At 65.6% G+C, this 17,065-nt stretch carries 16 protein-coding genes and 1 pseudogene; 15 read left to right on the top strand and 2 right to left on the bottom strand.

Going from position 1 to position 17,065, the window contains the following annotated elements:
* Positions 1-83 precede the first annotated feature (83 nt).
* A complete protein-coding gene (locus tag CK627_RS19940; RefSeq protein ID WP_095593195.1) occupies positions 84-971 on the bottom strand; it encodes a DMT family transporter in 888 nt (295 codons plus the stop codon).
* A 96-nt stretch (positions 972-1,067) separates the two neighbouring features.
* On the opposite strand from CK627_RS19940, the gene CK627_RS19935 reads away from it, so the two are divergent.
* Positions 1,068-1,874, top strand: coding sequence for an AraC family transcriptional regulator (locus CK627_RS19935; RefSeq protein WP_095593194.1), 807 nt, complete (start codon positions 1,068-1,070; stop codon positions 1,872-1,874).
* A 62-nt stretch (positions 1,875-1,936) separates the two neighbouring features.
* On the opposite strand, the gene exaC is transcribed toward CK627_RS19935, so the two are convergent.
* Positions 1,937-3,454, bottom strand: a complete 1,518-nt coding sequence (gene exaC, locus CK627_RS19930; RefSeq protein WP_095593193.1) for an acetaldehyde dehydrogenase ExaC — start codon at positions 3,452-3,454, stop codon at positions 1,937-1,939.
* Positions 3,455-3,689: 235 nt separating this feature from the next.
* Here exaC and CK627_RS19925 point away from each other — a divergent pair, with 235 nt between their 5' ends.
* The 14 genes and pseudogenes from CK627_RS19925 to CK627_RS19860 all read left to right on the top strand — a co-directional run bounded on the left by CK627_RS19925 (position 3,690) and on the right by CK627_RS19860 (position 17,026).
* Positions 3,690-5,366 (top strand): sigma-54-dependent Fis family transcriptional regulator, encoded by a 1,677-nt coding sequence (locus CK627_RS19925; protein ID WP_095593192.1) that lies wholly within the window; start codon positions 3,690-3,692, stop codon positions 5,364-5,366.
* Positions 5,367-5,452: 86 nt separating this feature from the next.
* Complete coding sequence (locus CK627_RS19920; RefSeq protein WP_095593191.1) at positions 5,453-6,628, top strand: acyl-CoA dehydrogenase; 1,176 nt, start codon at positions 5,453-5,455, stop codon at positions 6,626-6,628.
* Positions 6,628-7,782 carry a CaiB/BaiF CoA transferase family protein gene (locus CK627_RS19915; protein WP_095593190.1) on the top strand — a complete coding sequence of 385 codons (1,155 nt, stop codon included), beginning with the start codon at positions 6,628-6,630 and terminating at the stop codon, positions 7,780-7,782. Before CK627_RS19920 ends, CK627_RS19915 begins: the two co-directional genes overlap by 1 nt.
* A gap of 148 nt (positions 7,783-7,930) precedes the next feature.
* A complete protein-coding gene (locus tag CK627_RS19910; RefSeq protein ID WP_010634726.1) occupies positions 7,931-8,341 on the top strand; it encodes a VOC family protein in 411 nt (136 codons plus the stop codon).
* A 102-nt stretch (positions 8,342-8,443) separates the two neighbouring features.
* Positions 8,444-9,133 carry a phosphate regulon transcriptional regulator PhoB gene (phoB, locus tag CK627_RS19905; RefSeq protein ID WP_005298527.1) on the top strand — a complete coding sequence of 230 codons (690 nt, stop codon included), beginning with the start codon at positions 8,444-8,446 and terminating at the stop codon, positions 9,131-9,133.
* A 9-nt stretch (positions 9,134-9,142) separates the two neighbouring features.
* Positions 9,143-10,438, top strand: coding sequence for a phosphate regulon sensor histidine kinase PhoR (gene phoR, locus CK627_RS19900; RefSeq protein ID WP_005298529.1), 1,296 nt, complete (start codon positions 9,143-9,145; stop codon positions 10,436-10,438).
* Between the two features lie 377 nt (positions 10,439-10,815).
* Positions 10,816-11,790: a PstS family phosphate ABC transporter substrate-binding protein gene (locus CK627_RS19895; protein ID WP_005298532.1), complete on the top strand. Its 975-nt coding sequence runs from the start codon at positions 10,816-10,818 to the stop codon at positions 11,788-11,790.
* A gap of 150 nt (positions 11,791-11,940) precedes the next feature.
* Positions 11,941-12,747 carry a M48 family metallopeptidase gene (locus CK627_RS19890; RefSeq protein ID WP_017785985.1) on the top strand — a complete coding sequence of 269 codons (807 nt, stop codon included), beginning with the start codon at positions 11,941-11,943 and terminating at the stop codon, positions 12,745-12,747.
* Positions 12,735-13,241 carry a GNAT family N-acetyltransferase gene (locus CK627_RS19885; RefSeq protein ID WP_017783481.1) on the top strand — a complete coding sequence of 169 codons (507 nt, stop codon included), beginning with the start codon at positions 12,735-12,737 and terminating at the stop codon, positions 13,239-13,241. Before CK627_RS19890 ends, CK627_RS19885 begins: the two co-directional genes overlap by 13 nt.
* Positions 13,242-13,350: 109 nt before the next feature.
* Positions 13,351-14,253 (top strand): ROK family protein, encoded by a 903-nt coding sequence (locus tag CK627_RS19880; protein WP_095593189.1) that lies wholly within the window; start codon positions 13,351-13,353, stop codon positions 14,251-14,253.
* A gap of 42 nt (positions 14,254-14,295) precedes the next feature.
* Positions 14,296-15,021, top strand: a complete 726-nt coding sequence (locus CK627_RS19875; RefSeq protein ID WP_017765750.1) for a copper homeostasis protein CutC — start codon at positions 14,296-14,298, stop codon at positions 15,019-15,021.
* A 34-nt stretch (positions 15,022-15,055) separates the two neighbouring features.
* Positions 15,056-15,148 (top strand): annotated as a pseudogene (locus CK627_RS19870) (copper homeostasis protein CutC); the annotation flags it as partial.
* Positions 15,149-15,404: 256 nt separating this feature from the next.
* Positions 15,405-16,016, top strand: a complete 612-nt coding sequence (gene bamJ / locus CK627_RS19865) for a BamJ family beta-barrel-assembly machinery protein (RefSeq protein WP_005298548.1) — start codon at positions 15,405-15,407, stop codon at positions 16,014-16,016.
* Positions 16,017-16,144: 128 nt separating this feature from the next.
* Positions 16,145-17,026, top strand: coding sequence for an ABC transporter ATP-binding protein (locus tag CK627_RS19860; protein WP_095593188.1), 882 nt, complete (start codon positions 16,145-16,147; stop codon positions 17,024-17,026).
* Positions 17,027-17,065: the final 39 nt, after the last annotated feature.

Here is a 17,065-nt window from a genome sequence, read left to right as displayed (position 1 = left end):
GCAGACCCATACCAGCAAAAAGGGAGCCGAAGCTCCCTTTTTCAGGTCTATACGTCGGCACGAAAACCGGTACGGCGGGCCGCTCAGGCCTCTTCCAGCAGGACGCGGCGGGCTCTTGGCTTGAACTGGGAGAGCATGACCCCGCTCAGGATGAGGCCGCCCCCCAGCAGGTGATAGCCGTGGATGGGCTCCCCCAGGCTGATGACGGCGATGAGGGCCGTGCACAGTGGCATCAGGTTCATGAAGACCGAGGTGCGCTCCGCCCCCAGACTGGCGAGGCCGCGCATCCAGCAGTAGGCGGCGAAGATGGAGGAGGCGAGCCCGGCAAACAGCACCATGCTCCAGCCCTGGGCGGGAATGGCCAGGGAGTCGGCGGAGAGGGCCAGCGGGATGAGCAGCAGCACCGCCAGCAGGATCTGCAGATAGAGGTTGAGCCAGGGGCCGAACGGCAGTTGCCAGCGGCGTATCAAGAGGCCATAGAGGGCATAGCTGGCCGCTCCCAGCAGCATCATGCCGTCGCCTGGGTTTATGCCGCTGTGCAGCAGTGCTTGAGGGTTGCCCTGACCGAGCAGCCAGAGCACCCCGAACAGCGAGATGCTCATGCCGAGCAGCGCCTGCTTGCCCGGCTTCTGGCCAAAGCAGCAGGCCCCTATCAGCAGGGTGAGCAGCGGCAGCAGGGAGCCGATGACCCCCATGTTGGTGGCCGAGGTGCTGTGGGCGGCGTAGTAGGCGAGGCACTGGTAGAGCACCATACCGAGCAGGGAGAGCACCAGGAGCTTGCCGAGCCAGGGGCGGAGATCGCTCCGGCGGCGCCACAGCTGCGGCAGGCAGAAGGGGGTCAGCGCCAGGGCGGCGATCACCCAGCGGTAAAACGAGATGGCGGCAGGATCCAGCACGCCGGCGGCGGCCTTGGAGACCACGGTATTGGCGGCCCAGATCAGGATGGCGAGCAGGGGAAAGAGAAAGGGCATAGCGACTCCTTGGTATGATGGAGAGAGTCTAGCCTTGTCTTGAACGATGCAAGTAGCGTAAATAAGACATGTCATAACCGCTTTGGGACAATCTGCATGGGCACCCTCACCCTGGCTGAGCAGGATCGCCTGCTGGCCGCCCCCAACCCCCTCTATTTTCGCTACAGCCAGATCCAGGGGGGCAACGCCTGCGCCGAGCACGCCCACCCCTGGGGCCAGCTCAGCCTCATCAGTCTCGGGGTCATGGTGGTGGAGGTCGGGGGGCAGCGGCTGGTGGCGCCGCCGGACTACCTCATCTGGGTGCCGGCGGATCAGCCCCACACAGCCTTCAACGAGCAGACCCTGGACTACACCTCCATCTACGTGAGCCACGCGCTGGCGCCGCGCCTGCCACGGGAACCCCAGCTGCTGGCGCTCACCCCCTTGCTGCGGGCCCTGCTGGAGGATTTCACCCAGCGCCGGGTCGGCCACATGGAGGACGAGTGGGATGCCCGCCAGGGTGAACTCTTCATCGAGAAGCTGGCCCGCACCCGTTGCCAGCCAAGCTATCTGCCCCAGAGCCGGGATCGCCTGCTCGCCCCCTTGCTGGCGGCGTTGCAGGCGGCGCCGGAGGACAACCGCACCCTGGCCCAGTGGGCCAAGGTGCTTCACACCACCGAGCGCACCCTGGCGCGACGCTGCCAGAAGGAGCTTGACATGAGCCTCGGCCAGTGGCGCACCCGGCTGCGGCTGGTGAAGGCGCTGGACTGGCTGCGCGGCGAGATGCCGGTGCAGGAGATCGCCTGGCGGCTCGGTTACACCTCCACCTCGGCCTTCATCGCCATGTTCCAGCGCGAACAGGGCTGTGCCCCCCAGCGCTATCGCCAGCAGCTGGGGATCGGCGCCGGGCAGGCACAGCTCTGACCGCGACCGCACCAGCAATGAAAAGGGCGCCCGCAGGCGCCCTTGTCGATCACGGGAGGGGCTTAGAAGAAGCCGAGGGGGTTGATGTCGTGGCTCACCAGCAGGTTCTTGGTGTTCTGGTAGTGGTCCAGCATCATCTTGTGGGTCTCGCGACCGATCCCTGACTTCTTGTAGCCGCCGAAGGCCGCGTGCGCCGGATAGGCGTGGTAACAGTTGACCCAGACCCGGCCGGCCTGGATGCCGCGCCCCATGCGCCAAGCCAGGTTGCTGTCGCGGGTCCAGAGGCCCGCCCCCAGCCCGTACTGGGTGTCGTTGGCAATGGCCAGCGCCTCCGCCTCGTCCTTGAAGGTGGTGACCCCGAGCGCCGGCCCGAAGATCTCCTCCTGGAACACCCGCATCTTGTTCTGGCCGTGGAAGATGGTGGGCTGGATGTAGAAGCCCCCCTCCAGTCCGCTCACCTTGGCCGGGCCGCCGCCGATCAGCATTTTTGCCCCTTCGCCGCGGCCGATCTCCATGTAGCTCAGGATCTTGTCGAACTGCTCGCGGGACGCCTGGGCACCCACCTGGGTATTGGTGTCGAGGGGGTTGCCCTGCACGATTGTGCGGGCGCGGGCCAGCACCTTGTCCATGAAGTCGTCATAGATGCTCTCCTGCACCAGGGCGCGGGAGGGGCAGGTGCACACCTCGCCCTGGTTGAAGAAGGTCATCAGCATCCCTTCCACCGCCTTGTCGATGTAGCTGCTCTCGTGCTGCATCACGTCGGCGAAGTAGATGTTGGGGGACTTGCCACCCAGCTCCACGGTGGAGGGAATGAGCTTGTCGGCGGCGCAGCGCAGGATGTGGGCGCCCACCTCGGTGGAGCCGGTAAACGCGAGCTTCTGGATCCGGTCGCTGGTGGCGAGCGCCTGGCCTGCCTCGGCGCCGAAGCCGTTGACCACGTTGACCACGCCGGGGGGCAGGATGTCCTTGATGAGATCCATCATCAGCATGATGGTGACCGGGGTCTGCTCGGCGGGCTTGAGCACGCTGCAGCAGCCGGCCGCCAGCACCGGGGCCAGCTTCCAGGCCGCCATCAGCAGCGGGAAGTTCCACGGGATGATCTGGCCGACCACCCCGATGGGCTCCTTGAAGTGGTAGCTGACGGTGTTTTGATCCAGCTCGGCGGCCGAGCCCTCCTGGGCGCGGATGCAGCCGGCGAAGTAGCGGAAGTGATCCACCACCAGTGGCAGGTCGGCGGCCAGGGTCTCGCGCACCGCCTTGCCGTTCTCCCAGGTCTCGGCGATGGCGAGCACCTCGATGTTCTGCTCGATGCGATCGGCGATGCGCAGCAGCAGGTTGCTGCGTTCGGTGACGCTGGTCTTGCTCCAGCTGGCGAACGCCTTGTGAGCGGCGTCCAGCGCCAGCTCGATGTCGGCGGCGTCGGAGCGGGCCACCTCGCAGAACACGCGGCCATCCACCGGCGAGATGTTTTCAAAGTAGCGGCCGGCGCGCGGGGCGACCCAGTCGCCACCGATGAAGTTGTCGTAACGGGACTTGAAGCTGACCAGGGCACCTGCCTGACCGGGAGCGGTATAAATCATCTCATCATCCTTATGTGTGTGGTCCTGACCGGGCTGGCGGGCAGCCCGGCTGCTGCTGTGTATCGCAAGGGACGTGCCAGAGGGTCTGACCAGCGCTTCAAAAGTTACAAAAACGTTATCAAACGGGGTGCGGCAGCGTATCTTGGTTAACCAATGACCGCGGCGGTGGCGATACAACTGTGCCGTTTCTGGACAGTGGTCGCGACAGTCGTGCCGTTTGTGAACAGGAGGTGTGATGAGCGAGTTCCCTCAATCTGGTGCCAGCCCGATCCAGCGCTCCTGGCAGCGCTGCCTGCACCAGGGGTTGAGCCGTCAGCAGAGCGCTGAGCTGGACTTGCTGCCCCAGGGGGAGCTGTCGGCCCGCCAGGAGCAGCACAGGGTGCTGATCGCCAGCTTCCGGCGCTTCGTACTGCCGCTGTTTGACCAGCTGCTGGCGGGGCGCCCCTGTCGGTTGCTGCTGTGCGATGGCGAGGGCGCCATCCTGGCTGCCAGCGGTGATGACGGCTTCGCCCGCCACGCCGAGCGGGTCTTTTTGCGCAGCGGCGCCCGCTGGGGGGAGGCGAGCAAGGGCACCAATGCCATCGGCACCGCGCTGGCCGAGCAGAGCGAGGTACAGGTGCTCGGCAATCAGCACTTCTTCGCCCAGCACAGCTTTCTCAGCTGCAGCGCCTGCCCGCTGCTCGGGCCGGACGGGCAAGTGATCGGGGTGCTCGACATCTCCACCGATGCGGCCCACCACGGCGGCGACATGCTGGGCACTGTGCGGCTGCTGGCCATGACCCTGGAAAACGCGCTGCTGGCGCGCCAGCCGGGCTGGCTGGTGGATCTCGAGCCCCAGAGTCTCTGGTCCGCCCGCCTGCTGCTGGGGGAGGAGGGCGAACTGCTCGGGGCCAACCGGGCCGGCCGGCTCTGGCTCGGCCAGCACCCCTTCGACGGCAAGCAGCTGCTGCGGGATCGACGCGGCTTGCGGTTGATACCGGAGGCCAGCTCAGTTGTGGCCCAGCCCGGCCTGCCGGCCGCTGCCGGTGGCTCGCACGGCCGGCAGGTGCCGCTCAAGATGCTGGAGCGCGGCATCTCCCTGCTCATCGAGGGGGAGACCGGCAGCGGCAAGGAGCATCTGGTGCGCGACCTCCATCGCCAGTCGAGCCGCCACGAGAAGCCCCTGGTGTGCGTCAACTGCGGCGCCCTGCCGGCGGAGCTGGTGGAGGCCGAGTTGTTCGGCTATGTCGGCGGGGCCTTCAGCGGTGCCCGCAGCCAGGGCAGCCAGGGTTATCTGCGTGCCGCCCACGGCGGCATCCTGATGCTGGACGAGATCGGCGAGCTGCCGCTCTCGGCCCAGACCCGCTTGCTGCGGGTGTTGCAGGAGCGCGCCGTCACCCCGGTTGGCAGCCACAAGCCCGAAGCGGTGGATTTCTGGCTGGTCAGCGCCAGCCACCGGGATCTGGCGGCCATGGTGGCGGCCGGCACCTTCCGCGAGGATCTCTACTACCGCATCTGCGGCTGGCGCCAGCAACTGGCGCCGCTGCGCGACTGGCCGGCCCCGGAGCGGCAGGCACTGGTCCGGCGGCTGCTGGCCGAGATGGATCCTGCCCTGCGCCTGAGCGATGAGGCCGAGCGCCAACTGCTGGCCCACCCGCTACCCGGCAACGTGCGCCAGCTCAAGCAGGCGCTGGAGGTGGCTTGCGTGCTGGCGGAGGGGCAGGGCTGGATTGAGCCTGCTCACCTGCATCTGCCGACCGTGGCGGTGGCGCCGATCGCCCCCCCGGCGCTGGCGGGCAGCACATTGCGAGAGCAGAACCGGCAACGGGTGCAGCAGACCCTGACAGAGTGCGGCGGCAACGTGAGCGAGGCGGCGCGCCGGCTCGGCATCAGCCGCACCACCCTCTATCGGGCGCTGCGGGAGGCAGGCTGAGGTGTTTGTTGCCTGAGCTTTTTCGTGGTCAAAATGGGTCCACAAGAGACCCTTTGATGATTCTTTTGCATGGCATGGAGTGCTTTATGACGCGTACCCGATTTGATTGGCAAGACCCCTTCTTTCTCGATAGCCAGCTCGGCGAAGAGGAGCGGCTCATTCGCGACGCCGCCCGCGACTACTGCCAGGCACGGCTGATGCCCAGGGTGCTGGAGGCGAACCGGCGCGAGCAGTTTGACCGCACCATCATGAACGAGCTGGGGGAGCTGGGGCTGCTCGGCGCCACCCTGCCGGAGCAGTACGGCTGCGCCGGGGTCAATCACGTGGCCTACGGTCTCATCGCCCGGGAGGTGGAGCGGGTCGACAGCGGCTACCGCTCGGCCATGAGTGTGCAATCCTCCCTGGTGATGCACCCGATCCACGCTTATGGCGACGAGGCCCAGCGCCAGCGCTGGCTGCCGGGGCTGGCCCGGGGCGAGCTGGTGGGCTGCTTTGGCCTCACCGAGCCGGATGCGGGCTCCGACCCGGGTTCCATGAAGAGCCGGGCCGAGCGGGTTGACGGCGGCTATCTGCTGACCGGCAACAAAATGTGGATCACCAACTCCCCCATCGCCGATCTGTTCGTGGTGTGGGCCAAGCTGGATGGCGAGATCACCGGCTTCGTGCTGGAGAAGGGGATGGCCGGGCTGTTGGCTCCCAAGATCGAGGGCAAGTTCTCCCTGCGTGCCTCCATCACCGGCGAAATAGTGATGGAGCGGGTCTTCGTGCCGGAGGCCAACCGGCTGGCGGGGGTGAGCGGCCTCAAGGGGCCGTTTGGCTGCCTCAACAAGGCGCGCTACGGCATCGCCTGGGGGGCGCTCGGCGCCGCCGAGTTCTGCTGGCACGCCGCCCGCCAGTACGGGCTGGATCGTCAGCAATTCGGCCGTCCGCTGGCCGCCACCCAGCTGTTCCAGCTCAAGCTGGCCAACATGCAGACCGAGATTGCCCTCGGCCTGCAGGGCTGTCTGCAGGCTGGGCGCCTGATGGATGAGGGGCGCTGCCCGGTGGAGCTGGTGTCGCTCATCAAGCGCAACAGCTGTGGCAAGGCGCTGGAGATTGCCCGCGTCGCCCGCGACATGCACGGCGGCAACGGCATCAGCGACGAGTTTCACGTCATTCGCCACGTGATGAACCTGGAGGCGGTCAACACCTACGAGGGAACCCACGACATCCACGCCCTGATCCTGGGGCGGGCCCAGACCGACCTGCAGGCGTTTGAGTGATGGGGCCCCTTGCCGGCGTGCGCGTGCTGGATCTCAGCCGTGTGCTGGCCGGCCCCTGGGCCAGCCAGCTGCTTGCCGATCTCGGCGCCGATGTGGTGAAAGTGGAGGCCCCCGGGCGCGGTGACGACACCCGCCACTGGGGCCCGCCCGAGCTGGTGGCGGGGGAGGCGGCCTACTTTCATGCCGCCAACCGGGGCAAACGCTCCATCGCCCTGGATCTAGCGCGCGACAGAGACACCCTGCTGGCATTGGTGGACTGTGCCGACGTGGTGATCGAGAACTTCAAGGTGGGGGGACTGGCGCGCTTTGGCCTCGATTATCCGAGCCTCAAGGCCCGCCGCCCAGAGCTCATCTACTGCTCCATCACGGGGTTTGGCCAGGACGGTCCCTGGGCCCAGCGACCCGGTTACGATCTGCTTATTCAGGGGCTGGGCGGGTTGATGAGCATCACCGGTCAGCCCGACGGGGTGCCCGGCGGCGGGCCGGTCAAGGTGGGGGTGGCGCTCGTCGACATCCTCACCGGCCTCTACGCCACCATCGGCATCCAGGCGGCCCTGCGTCACCGGGAGCGAACCGGGGAGGGGCAGCAGATCGATCTCGCCCTGCTCGACGTGTCGGTGGCGGTGCTGGCCAATCAGGCGATGAATTATCTCGCCACCGGTCAGGCGCCCGGACGCCTTGGCAACGGTCACCCCAATATCGTCCCCTACGACGTCTATCCCAGCCGGGATGGCCATCTGATCCTCGCGGTGGGCAACGATGGCCAGTTTGCCGCGCTGGCGGCCCTGCTGGGGGAACCCGGGTGGGCGCAGGACCCCGACTTTGCCACCAACGCCGCCCGGGTGCGCCAGCGCCACCGGCTCAACGCCCTGATTGCCGAGCGGCTGCTGGCGCGCAGCAGCGCCGAGTGGAATGCCATGCTGGAGGCGGCCGGGGTACCGGGCGGCCCCATCCTCACCCTGGATGCGCTGTTTGCCCTCGAGCAGGGGGCGGTGCGCGGTTGGGTGCAGCAGGTGCAGCGCGGTGAGCAGCCCTTGCCCACCCTGGCCAACCCGCTCCATCTGTCGGCCACCCCGGTATGCTACGGGCGTGCCTCGCCGGCGCTGGATGGTGACCGGGATAGCGTGCTGCGCGACTGGCTCGGACAGGAGTGAACCGGTTGCTTTAAGCGGGGAGATCGCGCCTGCCCGGCGCCATGCTCTTCTCTTCCATCCTCTGCCATCTCATCTGCCCCGGTGCTGGAGCCCGGGGCCGTCCCCCGTTATGATGCGCCCCGTCCATTCATCTGTTGAGGTACTTCCCATGGCACAACACATTGGCGCCCTGGCCCTGCTGGTGGCCGATTACGACCAGGCCATCACCTTCTTTACCCAGGGACTGGGGTTCGAGCTGCTGGAAGACACCCCCCTCGACGAGCCGGGCAAACCGGGCAAGCGCTGGGTGCGGGTTGCTCCCAAGGGTGCCCCCGGTTCCGCCCTGTTGCTGGCGCGGGCCGCCACCCCGGAGCAGCGGGCCGCCATCGGCCAGCAGGGGGGCGGCCGGGTCTTCCTGTTCCTCGAGACCGACGACTTCTGGGGCGACTATCAGCGCATGCAGGCGTACGGTGTCCATTTTTGTGAACAGCCGCGCACCGAGCCTTACGGCACCGTGGTGGTGTTCGAGGACATCAGTGGCAATCGATGGGATCTGCTGCAACTCACTGCTGCCAACTGAATCTGAAAACGTTTATCATCCCGCCTGTCATAAAGTCATAAAAGTGTCACAGAAAGTTCTAATAATTGGCGCACCCATCTTCACAGAGGAGAGAGAAGGGATATGGCTAAGCGAATTCTGGTGGTCGAGGACGAAGCACCGATCCGCGAAATGCTCTGCTTCGTGCTCGAGCAGAAGGGATATGAAACAGTAGAAGCTGAAGATTTTGCCGACGGATTGGCGAAGGTGCGCGAACCCTACCCCGAACTCATCGTGCTGGACTGGATGATGCCAGGCGGCAGCGGCATCCAGTTCATCAAGCAGCTCAAGCAGGATGAGGTGACCCGCCAGATCCCGGTGGTGATGCTGACCGCCCGCGGCGAGGAAGAGGACAAGGTGCGCGGTCTGGAGGCAGGGGCCGATGACTACATCACCAAGCCGTTCTCCCCCAAGGAGCTCACCGCCCGCCTGCATGCGGTGATGCGCCGCGTCTCTCCCACCTCGGTGGACGAGGTGATCGAGGTGCAGGGGCTCAAGCTGGATCCTGTCTCCCACCGGGTCAGCGCCGAGGAAAAGGCCCTCGACATGGGGCCGACCGAATTCAAGCTGCTGCACTTCTTCATGACCCACCCGGAGCGGGTCTACAGCCGCGAACAGCTGCTCAACAACGTCTGGGGTACCAATGTGTACGTCGAGGACAGAACCGTGGATGTGCATATCCGTCGCCTGCGCAAGGCCATTGAAGAGACGGGGCATGATCGCTTGATCCAGACGGTGCGCGGCGCGGGCTATCGCTTCTCAACCCGTCTCTAAGAGGCACTTATGTTGCAACCATACGCCTGGCGGCGCCAGTTGTGGCGAATGGCATTCTTCTATGCGCCCTTCGTCTTGGTCGGCTGGCTGACGGAGAGTCTGGCCCTGTGTCTGTTGCTGGCTACCGTCATGCACCTGGGCTGGCACTACCGTTTCCAGAAGCGGCTGTCGGACTGGCTGTGGCACGATCGCAGCCTGGTGCCTCCCAACGGCAGCGGCAGCTGGGAGTACATCTTCAACGGCATCTACAAGCTGCAGCAGCGCCACCGGGCCCGCCGCCGCGAGCTGGCGGGTCTCATTCGCCGCTTTCGGGAAGGGGCCGAGGCACTGCCCGATGCGGCCGTGGTGTTTCGCACCGACGGCAGCATCCTCTGGTGCAACCGGCTGGCGGAGCAGCTGCTCGGCTTTCGCTGGCCGGAAGACGCCGGTCAGCATATCGGCAACCTGATTCGCAATCCTGCCTTCGGCGCCTACCTAGGCAAGGGAGAGTATGACGAACCGTTCGAGATGACCTCGCCCATCAACGAGGAGAAGTTTCTCGAGTTTCGCATCATGCCCTATGCCGAGGATCAGGCCATGCTGGTGGTGCGGGACGTGACCCGGCTGCGCAGCCTGGAGAAGACCCGCAAGCATTTCGTCTCCAACGTCTCCCACGAGCTGCGCACCCCGCTCACCGTGCTCAAGGGCTATCTGGAGATGACCGAGGAGCCGCCGCCGCCCGCCATGTGGGCCAAGGCGCACAGGGTGATGATGGAGCAGACCATCCGCATGGACAACCTGGTCAATCAGCTGCTCACCCTGTCGCGGATCGAGGCGGCGCCCACCGTGGATCTCTCCCATCTGGTGGACATGCCCGCCATGCTGGGGCTGCTGGAGCAGGAGGCGCGGGCGCTCTCCGGCGAGCGGGCCCACCAGATCGAGTTCATGGTGCAGCCCAATCTGCTGGTGCGCGGCGATCAGGATCAGCTGCGCAGCGCCGTCTCCAACCTGGTCTACAACGCCATCCACTACACCCCGGCGGGGCGCAAGATCACGGTGGAGTGGCGCAAGCAGGGGACGATGGCGCTGTTTGCAGTGCAGGACGAGGGAGAGGGGATCCCGCCCGAGCACCTGGCGCGGCTCACCGAGCGGTTCTACCGGGTCGACAAGGCGCGCTCGCGCCACACCGGCGGCTCCGGGCTCGGCCTTGCCATCGTCAAGCATGCCCTGAGTCACCACGACTGCCAGCTCGACATCGAGAGCCGGGTCGGCCTTGGCAGCCGTTTCAGCTTCCTCATCCCCGCTCGCATGGTGGTGTTGAAATAAGCTTTTCAAGCAATGGGTTAGCAATGAAAAGAGGGCGGCGATGGCGGCCCTTTTTTCATTTGGTCAAAAGCCTCGCCATGTCATTAAAGTGTCACATTAAATCCATAAATTTGTCACTGCCAGGTCAGATACTGGCGCCGTCTTGAGAACGGACCTGTGCCAGTGCGGCGCAGGGAGAGAATGAAACGCGACCGGCCGATCGCCCCACTCGGGATGCCACCACGTTTCGGCCTCAGATTGATGACTGCCTTCCACCGCCCCGGAGTCGGGCCAAAGAGGGCAGGGAATGACACTCAGCGCCCCGGTCGGATGATCAGCACTGAGCCAAGTTAACCCGTGTTTTGATGGACTGCGTTCTGCAACCTTGGAGAGATTGGATGAAACTCAACAAACTGGCTGGTGTAATCGGATTCACCGCAGCAACCCTGTTTTCCGTCAGCGCCCTGGCTGCCGGTGTGGATAAAAATCTGCCGGATTACACTCCGACCAGCGGCATCTCGGGCAACCTGTCCTCTGTCGGCTCGGATACCCTGGCCAACATGATGACCCTGTGGGCCGAAGAATTTAAGCGTATGTACCCCAACGTCAACGTGCAGATCCAGGCCGCCGGTTCCTCTACCGCGCCGACCGCGCTGACCGAAGGTGTCGCCCAGTTTGGCCCCATGAGCCGCGCCATGAAGTCCGGCGAGGAAGAGGCGTTCGAGAAGCGCTACGGCTACAAGCCGACCGCCATCCGCGTCGCGGTCGATGCCCTGGCGGTGTTCGTCAACAAGGACAACCCCATCAAGGGCCTGTCCATGCAGCAACTGGATGCCATCTTCTCCAGCACCCTCAAGTGCGGTGAAGCCAAGGCGGCCACCAAGTGGGCCGACCTGGGTCTGGACGGCTCCTGGTCCGGCAAGGATCTGCAACTGTTCGGTCGCAACTCCGTCTCCGGCACCTACGGCTACTTCAAAGAACACGCCCTGTGCAACGGCGACTTCAAGAGCGGCGTGAACGAGCAGCCGGGCTCCGCCTCCGTGGTGCAGTCGGTCTCCTCCTCCCTGAACGGCATCGGCTACTCCGGCATCGGTTACGTCACCTCCGGCGTGCGCGCCGTACCGCTCTCCAAGGATGGCAAGACCTTCATCGAAGCGACCTCCGACAACGCCATCACCGGCAAGTATCCGCTGTCGCGCTTCCTGTACGTTTACGTGAACAAGCACCCGAACAAGCCGCTCTCCCCGATGGAGCAAGAGTTCCTGAAGATGGTGCTCTCCAAGGCGGGTCAGAACATCGTCGCCAAAGATGGCTACGTACCGGTACCGGCCAAGGTGGTCGAAGCCGACCTGAAGAAACTGGGCATCATGTAAGCCGGTTTCCTCTGCCAGACGGGCCCCGCGGGGCCCGTTTTCTTTTTGGGGCCGGCTGTGACCGCTTTCGCCGGACCGGGTGATTTGTCGACTTGCACCGGACGCCCGCATTTCCGAAAATAGGGCATCTTTATGGTGAAGGACACCTCCATGACATCTCCCCTGTTCAAGCTTGGCCTGGCGGCACTCTGTACGACCCTGCTCGCCAGCTGTGCCCAGTCTCCCACCGGTCGCAGCCAGATGCTGCTCTTCTCGCCCCAGCAGATGAGCAAGCTGGGGGCTGACTCCTTCGAGCAGATGAAGAAGCAGGAGAAGGTGAGCAAGGACGCCAGAGTGAACGCCTATGTCTCCTGCGTCGCCAAGGCGGTGACCGCCCAGGTGCCCGCCAGCTACGGCATCACCAACTGGGAAGTGGTGGTGTTTGACTCCAAGCAGGTGAACGCCTTCGCCCTGCCCGGCGGCAAGATCGGGGTCTACAGCGGTCTGCTCAAGGTGGCCAAGAATCAGGATCAGCTCGCCACCGTCATCGGCCACGAGCTGACCCACGTGCTGGCCCAGCACTCCAACGAGCGGCTCTCCCGCAGCCAGCTGACCGGCCTTGGGCTGGCGGCGGCCGACATCGCCATGGGCAGCAGCGAATACCGCGGTGCCACCATGGCGGCGCTGGGGCTCGGGGTCGAGGTCGGCGTCATGCTGCCCTATGGTCGCGAGCAGGAGAGCGAGGCGGACAGGCTGGGGCTGGATCTGATGGCCCGCGCCGGTTTCAATCCGGCCGAAGCGATCCCGCTCTGGCAGAACATGAGCGCGGCCGCGGGCGGCAATGCGCCGCCCCAGCTGCTCTCCACCCACCCCAGCAACGAGAGCCGGATCGCCGAGCTGCAGGCCCAGCAGGCTGAGGCCGTGCCGCTCTATCAGCAGGCCCGCGCCTCCGGACTGGTGCCCCAATGCAAGGCATAAGCCTGCGCATGGCGCGGCCCGATGACGCCGCCGCCATGACGGTGATGCAGCGGGCCAGCTGGCTCGCCGCATATGGCGGCGTGCTCGGTACCGACATGCTGGCCCAGCTGGCGGTCACCGAGCACCTGCAGATCTGGCAGCGCCGGCTGGCGGAGACGGGCCCAAGGCCCATGCTGCTGTGCCAGGACGAGGTGGTCATCGGCCTGCTCTACTGGCAGCCGGAGCTGGCGGGGGAGTACCCCACCGCCTGGATCCGCGCCTTTTACCTGCATCCCGACCACTGGCGCCAGGGCCACGGCAAGCGGCTGTGGCAGGCGGTGGCGATGCAGATGCGGCGGGCCGGCTGTGAAGGCGTCAGATTGTGGCTGCTCGATGGCAACCACATAGGTGAGGGGTTCTATCTGCGCCGCGGCTTCGTCTTCGATGGCCAGGAGCGCACCCTGATGAGCCTCGGCCAGCCCTGCCTGCAGCGACAAATGTTTCGTTTGCTTTGATCTCTCTCCCGTTTTTCGCCCTCGGTCACTTTATTTTTTTTGCGAATTAATACAATGTCCCCCTCTGGACAGGCTGAGGTGAGGCGGCTCACCGACAAGGGAGTGTGGCATGTATTACGGCTTTGATATTGGTGGCACCAAGATAGCGTTCGCCGTCTATGACGGTGCCTTGAATCTCTGCCACGAGGAGCGCGTGAGCACTCCCGGCAATGACTATCAGGGGCTGCAGCAGCTCATTCGCGAGCGGGTCGAACAGGCGGATGCCCGTTTTGGCGCGCGCGGTGCGGTGGGCATCGGCTTTCCCGGCATTCTCAACCGGCACGACCACAGCATAGTGGCGGCCAATCTGCCCTCCATCAATGGTCGCCATCTGGGCACCGATCTGGCCGAACTGCTGGGCAGACCGGTCAAGGTGGACAACGATGCCAACTGCTTCCTCTGGTCCGAGGTACATCAGGGGGCGGCGGCGGGGGCCGACAGCGCCCTCGGCGTCACCATAGGTACCGGCATCGGCGGCGCCGTCTATCTGGCGGGCAAGCTGATCCAGGGCCGCAACTGGCTGGCGGGGGAGATAGGCCACTACCCGCTGCCGGCCACCATGCTGATGAAGTACCCCGACCTGCCTCGTCCCCGTTGCGGCTGCGGCCGTCTGGTCTGTTTTGAAACCTATGCCTCCGGCACCGGGCTGGAGCGGCTCTACCATCACTTTCACGGCCAGCGTGCCAGCGGCCACCAGATAGTGGGGCGCTTCGAGGCGCACGAGCCCCATGCGGTGGCCACGGTCGACTGCTGGCTCGAAATCATGGCCGCCGGGCTTGCCACCGCCATCTCGGTGGTCGACCCCGACGTGGTGGTGCTGGGGGGCGGCCTGAGCGGCCTGCCCGCGCTCTATGAGCAGTTGCCGCTGCGCCTGCCCGGTCACCTGCTGCCCGGGGTCGCCCTGCCCGAGATCCGCGAGGCCCGCTTCGGCGGCGCCGGCGGGGTGCGCGGGGCCGCCTTGCTCAATTTATGAGATCAGATCCGGGGTCTGATCTCCCCAATAAAGGAGTCCATCATGACCTCTCTTGAAATCTGTATCGACAACCTGGAATCCCTGTTCACTGCCCAAGCGGCCGGCGCCGATCGCATCGAGCTCTGCTCTGCGCTGGGGCTGGGCGGCCTGACCCCCTCCTATGGCTTCATGCAGCTGGCGGCGCGCCATGCCACCATTCCCGTCTACGCCATGATCCGGCCCCGGGCCGGCGACTTCTGCTTTGGCGAGGGGGAGTTCGAGATGATGCTGCAGGATATCGCCGCCGCTCGTGCCGCCGGCCTGCAGGGGGTGGTGGTCGGACTGCTGGACGAGGAGGGTCGGGTGCCTGCCGCCAGACTCGGCCAGCTGGTGGAGGCAGCGGGGCCCCTTGGCGTCACCTTCCACCGCGCCATCGACCTCTCCTCTGACTGGCGCCTCGACTTGGAGACCATAGTTGCCGCCGGTTGCGAGCGCATTCTGAGCTCGGGCCACGCGCCGACCGCGCTGGCGGGGCTCGAGACCCTGCAGGCGATGCAGCAGGCGCTGGCGGGGCGCGCCAGTCTGATGCCGGGTGCCGGGGTCAATGCCGACAACGTGCGTACCATCATCGAGTTTACCGGGGTGAACGAAGTGCACATGTCCGGCATGGGCTGGCGCGGCGGCATGGTGCCTCATGGAGTGAACATGGGCACCTCGGACGACGGTCGGGTCAATATCACCGACGGCGCCAAGGTGGCGGCGGTACGGGCGCTGCTGGACAGGGCCTGATACGAGCCGCACGGCGGCATGATGTCTCTTCATGGGCGTCAACATGGGCACCTCGGACGACGGTCGGGTCAATATCACCGACGGCGCCAAGGTAGCGGCGGTACGGGCTCTGCTGGAAAGGGCCTGATACGAGCCGCACGGCGGCATGGTGTCTCGTCATGGGGCGTCAACATGGGCACCTCGGACGATGGCCGGGTCAATATCACCGACGGTGCTCTGTTTTGCTCCCTTCTCCCCTGGCGGGAGAAGGGGCGGGGATGAGGGGGGCTGATGTGAGGCACCTCCCACCTGGGGGCAAAACTGGGGACGGGCCGGCAGCACCCGGCGCAAAAGTCTGATATTATCCCGTCTCTTTTACCCTCAGGACCCGGAGCAACTTCTCAATGTCCCAATACGACTCTATCGAACAGAAGGCCAGCTATGGCATCGGCCGCAACATGGGTGATCAACTGGCGCAGCAAGCCTTCGCCGGTCTGGATATCCCGGCCCTGCAGCAAGGTCTGGCAGATGCCCTGAATGGTCTGGAGTTCGCGGTCAGCCGTGACGATATCAACGATGCCTTCCAGGTCATTACTGCCCGCATGCAGGAAGAGCAGGAAGCCGTTGCCAAGGCTGCCGCCGCCGAAGGCGAAGCCTTCCTGGCCGATAACGCCAAGCGCGCCGAAGTGAAGACCACCGAGTCCGGTCTGCAGTACGAAGTGCTGGTGGAAGGCAACGGTGCCGTACCGGTCGCCGGTCAGTCCGTCCGTGTGCACTACCACGGTACCTTCACCCACGGTGGCGTGTTCGACAGCTCCGTCGCCCGCGGCCAGCCGGCCGAATTCCCGGTCACTGGCGTGATCGCCGGCTGGGTAGAAGCGTTGCAACTGATGCCGGTTGGCTCCAAGTGGAAGCTCTACATTCCGCAGGATCTGGCCTACGGCGCACGCGGTGCCGGTTCCATCCCGCCGTACTCCGCCCTGGTATTCGAAGTGGAGCTGCTGGACATCCTGTGATCCGGCTGGCTTGATTGATACAGACGGCGACCCTCGGGTCGCCGTCTGTTTTTTGCGCCGCGCACGGCGGGGCATGGGCAGCGCCTGCGCTTTTGGATATAGTCATGGCTCCTGCTGGGAGAGCGCCCATGGCTGCCATCATTGAAGTCGTCGATCTCGTCAAGCACTTCCCCGGCGTCAAGGCGGTGGACGGGCTCAGCTTTGCCATTCCTGCCGGCAGCTGTTTCGGCCTGCTCGGCCCGAACGGGGCGGGCAAGACCACCACCATCGAACTGCTGGAGGGGATCCTCACCCCGGACAGCGGTCAGATCCTGTTCCACGGCGCCCCACGCGGCCCCGACTACCGCTCCCGCATCGGCATCCAGTTCCAGCACACGGCGCTGCAGGATTTCCTGACGGTGCGCGATACCCTGCGGCTGTTTGCCAGCCTCTACCCGGCCCCCTTGCCCCAGGCTCAGCTCATCGAGCTGTGTGCGCTGGGGGAATTCATCGATCGGGACAGCCGCAAGCTCTCCGGCGGTCAGCGGCAACGGCTGCTGCTGGCCTTGGCCCTGCTCGGCGACCCCGAGCTGCTGTTTCTGGACGAGCCCACCACGGGCCTCGATCCCCAGGCCCGCCACCACTTCTGGCAGCGCATCGAGGCGATCAAGGCGCAGGGCAAGACGGTGGTGCTCACCACCCACTACATGGACGAGGCCCAGCAGCTGTGCGATCAGATTGCCATCGTCGATCACGGCCATCTGCTCAGCCTGGATACCCCGGTCGCCCTGCTGGCCCAACACTTTGAGGGTGTGCTGGTGCGCCTGGCGGCTCACCCGGCCCTCGCCAGCCTCGGTTATCCCCTGCGCCCGCTGGGCGAGCAGGTGGAGCTGAGCTGCCCCGACGTGGCGAACTTGCTACCACGGCTGCTGAGCCTGGGCGTGCCGCTGACCGGCATGCAGGTGCGCTCCCCCAACCTGGAGGATCTCTTCTTGCACCTGACCGGCCACAGCCTGCGGAGCGGCGCATGAACGCGGCCCCGTGGTACCTCGCAACGGTGCCTGCCGGCA

Source organism: Aeromonas dhakensis, from assembly GCF_002285935.1.
GTDB lineage: Bacteria > Pseudomonadota > Gammaproteobacteria > Enterobacterales > Aeromonadaceae > Aeromonas > Aeromonas dhakensis.
The sequence above is the reverse complement of the archived record's forward strand: the minus strand, read 5'-3'. Positions and strand labels throughout refer to the sequence as shown.